The 5,434-nt window shown below is 61.4% G+C and carries 5 protein-coding genes; 3 read left to right on the top strand and 2 right to left on the bottom strand.

The window, feature by feature from the left end; genetic code table 11:
* Positions 1-808, bottom strand: an 808-nt coding sequence (gene tyrS / locus ACE04I_RS10210; protein ID WP_487207015.1) for a tyrosine--tRNA ligase, incomplete at its 3' end; no start/stop codon positions are given.
* A gap of 97 nt (positions 809-905) precedes the next feature.
* Between tyrS and ACE04I_RS10205 the strand changes: the two genes are divergently transcribed.
* Both ACE04I_RS10205 and ACE04I_RS10200 read left to right on the top strand, forming a co-directional pair.
* Positions 906-2,024 carry an anhydro-N-acetylmuramic acid kinase gene (locus ACE04I_RS10205; protein WP_487207014.1) on the top strand — a complete coding sequence of 373 codons (1,119 nt, stop codon included), beginning with the start codon at positions 906-908 and terminating at the stop codon, positions 2,022-2,024.
* 105 nt (positions 2,025-2,129) lie between these two features.
* The gene (locus ACE04I_RS10200) at positions 2,130-3,326 is read left to right on the top strand and encodes a GGDEF domain-containing protein (protein ID WP_046792322.1); all 1,197 of its coding nucleotides are present in this window, start codon (positions 2,130-2,132) and stop codon (positions 3,324-3,326) included.
* A 33-nt stretch (positions 3,327-3,359) separates the two neighbouring features.
* Here the strand turns inward: ACE04I_RS10200 and ACE04I_RS10195 are convergent, their stop codons facing one another.
* Complete coding sequence (locus ACE04I_RS10195) at positions 3,360-4,037, bottom strand: alpha/beta hydrolase (protein ID WP_046792321.1); 678 nt, start codon at positions 4,035-4,037, stop codon at positions 3,360-3,362.
* A gap of 229 nt (positions 4,038-4,266) precedes the next feature.
* Here ACE04I_RS10195 and ACE04I_RS10190 point away from each other — a divergent pair.
* A partial coding sequence (locus tag ACE04I_RS10190) for a cysteine desulfurase family protein (protein ID WP_487207013.1) occupies positions 4,267-5,434 on the top strand: 1,168 nt, incomplete at its 3' end.

The raw sequence follows: 5,434 nt of genomic DNA, 5'->3' as shown, positions 1-5,434 counted from the left end.
AAACGTCCGCATCCTCGGTGTTGCGCCAATATTGCCAGAAGTCATAGGCCGACAGCATGTCCGGGTTCAGCCAAACCGCGCCGGAAAGTGATTTGCCCATCTTGGCGCCCGAAGCGGTGGTCAGCAGCGGCGAGGTCAGCGCGTAAAGCTGCGGCGTGCCCATGCGGTGGCCGAGATCGATGCCGTTGACGATATTGCCCCACTGGTCCGAGCCGCCCATCTGCAGGCGCGTGTCATAGCGCTTGTTCAGCTCGACGAAATCGTAGGCCTGGAGGATCATGTAGTTGAATTCCAGGAAGGAAAGCGATTGCTCGCGGTCAAGCCGGGTCTTCACGCTGTCGAAGGACAGCATGCGGTTGACCGAGAAATGGCGGCCGACATCGCGCAGGAATTCGAGATAGTTGATGTCGCGCAGCCAGTCGCCGTTGTTGATCATCAGCGCATCCTTCGGACCTTCACCATAGGTGAGGTAATTGGAGAACACGCGCTTGATGGAGGCGATGTTGCTTTCGATCGTATCGATCGTCATCAGCTGGCGGGCATCGTCCTTGAAGGAGGGATCGCCGACCATGCCGGTGCCGCCGCCCATCAGCGAGATGGCGCGATGGCCGGTCTGCTGCAGCCAATGGAGCATCATGATCTGAATCAGGCCGCCGGCATGCAGGCTCGGCGCGGTCGGATCGAAGCCGATATAGGCCGTCACGGTTTCCTTCGAGAACAGTTCGTCGAGACCAGTCTCGTCGGAGATCTGGTGGATGAAGCCGCGTTCGTCGAGCGTGCGGAGAAAATCGGATTTGAACCTGGACATGATCGATCCTTGGGAGGACTTGTTTTTGATTTTGCGAGGCGGCGTCTAGCATTGTTTTCTCGCATAATCACTTCAAAAGTGATTCTGGGTGAGATCAATGAATGGAATGAAAACAGCAATCGGCCTGATGAGCGGCACCTCGATGGATGGCATCGACGTGGCGCTGCTTGCGACCGACGGCGAGGCCATGGTGGAGCGCGGCGCTTTCCTCGGCGTTCCCTATGATCCCTCATTCCGCGATCGTTTGAAGCTCGCGCTCGAGCAGGCCAAGGAAATCCGGGTGAGGACGGAGCGTCCGGGCGATCTTGCTGCGACCGAGAGGGAGCTGACGTTGCGTCATGCGGAGGCGGTGCGGCTGTTTCTCGAAAGGAATGGCCTGAAGGCGGCCGACATCGACGTGATCGGCTTTCACGGCCAGACGGTTCTGCATCGGCCGGACGAGGCGCTGACCGTCCAGATCGGCGATGGAAACCTGCTGGCCAACGAGATCGGCATACCCGTCGTCTATGACATGCGAGCCAAGGACATGGAGCATGGAGGGCAGGGGGCGCCGCTGGTGCCGGCCTATCACGCGGCCCTGGCGCAAGGGCTCGCCACCGAGGACGCGCCGGTCTGCTTCGTCAATATCGGCGGCATTTCCAACCTTACCTTCATCGGCCGCGACGGCACGATCCTCGCCTATGACAGCGGCCCCGGCAACACGCTGATCGATCAATGGGTGGAGGCGCATGCCGGCATACCGTATGATCAGGGCGGCATGATCGCTTCCGAGGGCGGCATCGTTGCCGCGCTTGCGGAACACTATCTTTCGAACCCCTTCTTTTCCGCCGAAACAAGGCGCTCCCTCGATCGCAACGATTTCCTGCCGCCGAAGGGCAGCGAAGCGGAACTCGCCGACGGCGCGCGCACGCTTGCCTATGTCGCGGCGGCCGCGATCCTCAAATCCGCCTCTCATTTGCCCGAACGGCCGGCGCTTTACATCATATGCGGAGGCGGAAGGCTGAACCGGGTGCTGATGGGAGATCTCGCGGCGCTTGCCGGGAAGCAGAATGCACGGGTGATTGCCGCGGAAGAGGCGGGGCTTGATGGCGATGCCATGGAGGCGGAGGCCTGGGCCTATCTTGCCGTGCGGTCGCTCAAGAACCTGCCACTGACCTTTCCGGGAACGACCGGTGTTGCTGCGCCGGTAACAGGCGGCGTGCTTGCTAGGCCCTAAGCTGCCGGCGCAGTTGGATCGAATTTTAACATTTTCTTCTTGTCGGCGTTCTATTGTTGCATGGACGGCACGGGGGCCATGCAGAATTCCTGCATCTGAAGAACAATGAACGGCGCAGCTTTCTTCCTGGTGGTTAATCTCTTTATCGCCATCTGTTTCGCGATGGCGTTCGCCGTGGTCTCGACGCGAACGCGCTACCGCATTGCCGCGCTTTGGATCGCCGCCGCGTTTGCGATCGCATCCCTCTCGGCCCTGTGTGAGCTACTGGTGGCCTATGGCGATGCGACGAAGGTCTGGGCCATAGGTGCCTTCGCGACCCTGCTGGGCGGGATGATCCTGCTGCGCATCGGCATCGGGGAACTTTACGGCTCGCGCATCAATTTCGCGTTTGCGGGAGCGTTTTTTGCGGCCGGGATAGTTGTCGATCTTCTTATCTACGACCTTCCCCGTGGGACGCCGCTGCAGGCTTTTCTTTATCAGGCACCGTTCGCACTGGTCATTCTGTCCAGCGCTGTCGCCGTTCTCACTTCAACACATCGTCTCCCGATTGACCGGGCCCTGGGCGGGCTCCTTTTACTGACCGGCCTGCATTTCTTTGCCAAGGCGGGCCTTGCGGTCGTGGTCGGCGCGGGGCAAACGGCGAAGGATTACATCGGCACCAACTACGCGCTGGTCTCCCAGAGTTCGACGGCGATCCTGATCGTTGCCGTGGGATTGATGCTGCTTTCGGTCTTCGTGCTGGGTATCATGGCCGACGAGCGCAGCATTTCGGAGCAAGACCCGCTTTCCGGCCTTGCCAACCGGCGAGGCTTCGACAACGGCGTTTCGGCGACCATTGCTCGCTCGCCGGATGGCAGCCATGCCTTCATCTTCTGCGATCTCGATCACTTCAAGAGCATCAACGATGCCCATGGCCATGAGGCTGGCGACCAGGTCATCCGCGCCTTCGGCGATCTCTTGCGCTTGAGTGCGCCGGTCAAATCCGTGGTGGGGCGTATAGGGGGCGAGGAATTCGCCATATTCCTTCCGGGGACGAGCATGGAGGTGGCGGCCATGTTCGCACACGCGCTGCGGAGCGGGACGGAGGAGATGAAGATCGCCGGCCTGCCGAATTCTCTATCGGTGACGGCAAGCTTCGGCGTGGCCGAACTCGTTCCGGGCGCAAGGACGGCAGATGCGATGCGGGACGCCGATGTGGCGCTCTACGAAGCAAAACGGGCAGGGCGCAACTGCGTGCGGGAGGCGGCGCGCGAGGTTTCGTCGCTGGCGGCCGCCAAACCGCATATCACCAGAGTGAAATAGGAAGCGGTCGCCGCATTGCTGCGGCGTCGCAGTTCAGCGAATGCGCTTGGCCGCAGGCTCCGGCACCAGCTCGCCATTCAGGCGGCGGTCGAGATAATCCTCGCACTCGCCCATCAGTGTTTCCACCTGGCCATTGAAGAAGTGGTTGGCGCCCGGCACCATGCGGTGCGTGATCAGGATGCCCTTTTGCGTCTTCAGCTTTTCCACCAGCACGTTGACGTCCTTCTCCGGCGCGACCTTGTCGGAATCACCATTGATGATGAGACCGGACGAAGGGCAGGGTGCCAGGAAAGAGAAATCGTAGATGTTCGGCTGCGGCGCGACCGAGATGAAACCCTCGATCTCCGGACGACGCATGAGAAGCTGCATGCCGATCCAGGCGCCGAAGGAATAGCCCGCCACCCAGCAGCTCTTCGAATCCGGATGCAGGCTCTGCACCCAGTCGAGCGCGGAAGCGGCATCGGAAAGCTCGCCGGCGCCGTGATCGAACTCGCCCTGGCTCCGCCCGATGCTCCGGAAATTGAACCGAAGCGTCGTGAAGCCGCGTTTCTGGAACATGTAGAAAAGCTGATAGACGATCTGGTTGTTCATCGTCCCGCCGAACTGCGGATGCGGGTGCAGGATGATCGCGATCGGCGCGCTTTTTTCCTTGGAGGGCTGATAACGGCCTTCCAGGCGGCCCGCGGGGCCGTTGAAAATCACTTCGGGCATCGGTACTCCGGTCAGCGTGGTGGTTCGGAACTGATCATCACATCGAGTTTGACTTGACGAAGCCAGTCAGCTTTTCTAAAACAGTTTAGAACCATTCGAAACTGGCGCCGAGTAGCGCCGTTCGGACGTCTCATAAGCTAAGCCTGACGGAAATTTCAAGGAAAATGCGGTCCGATGGGCTGCTTCTGTGAAATTCGATGGCTATTTAGATACGGAACCGGATCAGGCAATGGCACAGCCACGCATATATCTGGACTGGAATGCGACGGCTCCCCTCGGGGAAGCCGCGCGCGCCGCCATGATCGATGCGCTGAAGCTGCCGGGAAATGCTTCTTCGGTGCATGGCGAGGGGCGCGCGGCGCGCGCTGCCATTGACAAGGCGCGGCGACAGGTGGCCGCACTTGCCGGCGCGGAACCCGCGCACGTGATCTTCACCAGCGGCGCGACCGAAGCGGCAAACCATGCCCTCGTTCCGGATTATCGCATGGGGCGCTCCCCGCTCGTCTTCAGCCGGCTTTACGTTTCGGCGATCGAGCATCCGGCGATTCGCGAGGGCGGCCGCTTCGCATCCGTTCAGGTGACCGAGGTGCCGGTGACGCCGGCAGGTATCGTGGATATTGCCGCGCTCGAACGGCTGCTTGCCGCACATGATCGATCCGAAGGCCTGCCCATGGTGGCCGTCATGCTCGTCAATAACGAGACCGGCATCATCCAGCCCGTGGCGGAAGCTGCGCGGCTGGCGCATGCCCATGGCGGGCTGATGGTCGTGGATGCCGTCCAGGCTGCCGGACGCATTCCTCTCGACATTGTGGCATTGGACGCGGATTTCCTGATCCTATCGTCGCACAAGATCGGCGGCCCTAAGGGCGTCGGTGCGCTCGTTTCCCGCGGTGAAGTGCTGATGCCGGCGCCTTTGATCCGTGGCGGCGGGCAGGAAAAGGGCCATCGTTCCGGAACCGAGAATTTCCATGCCATCGTCGGCTTCGGTGCGGCGGCGGAAACCGCTTTCGATGGGCTTGTCGAACGGAATGCCGAGATCGCCGCCTTGCGCGACCGGTTGGAAGCGGGCATGCGGGAGGCCGCCGGCGATGTGCTGATCCATGGTTCGGATGTGGCGCGAGTGGCCAATACGGTCTTCTTCACTCTGCCGGGTCTCAAGTCGGAAACCGGTCAGATAGCCTTCGATCTGGAAGGAATTGCCTTGTCGGCGGGCTCCGCCTGCTCTTCCGGAAAGGTCGGGGAAAGCCATGTGCTCACGGCCATGGGACATGATCCGAAGCTCGGCGCCCTGAGAATGTCTCTCGGTTCCGCGACGACTGAAGAGGACATCGCGTGGGCGCTGGCAGCGTTCGCCAAGATAGCAGGTCGGCGCAAGCCGGCCGGCGAGGGGGGGGGGG

The organism is Rhizobium moroccans, assembly GCF_057559155.1.
Note: the sequence above shows the minus strand (reverse complement) of the source record. Positions and strands in the feature narration are given on the sequence as shown.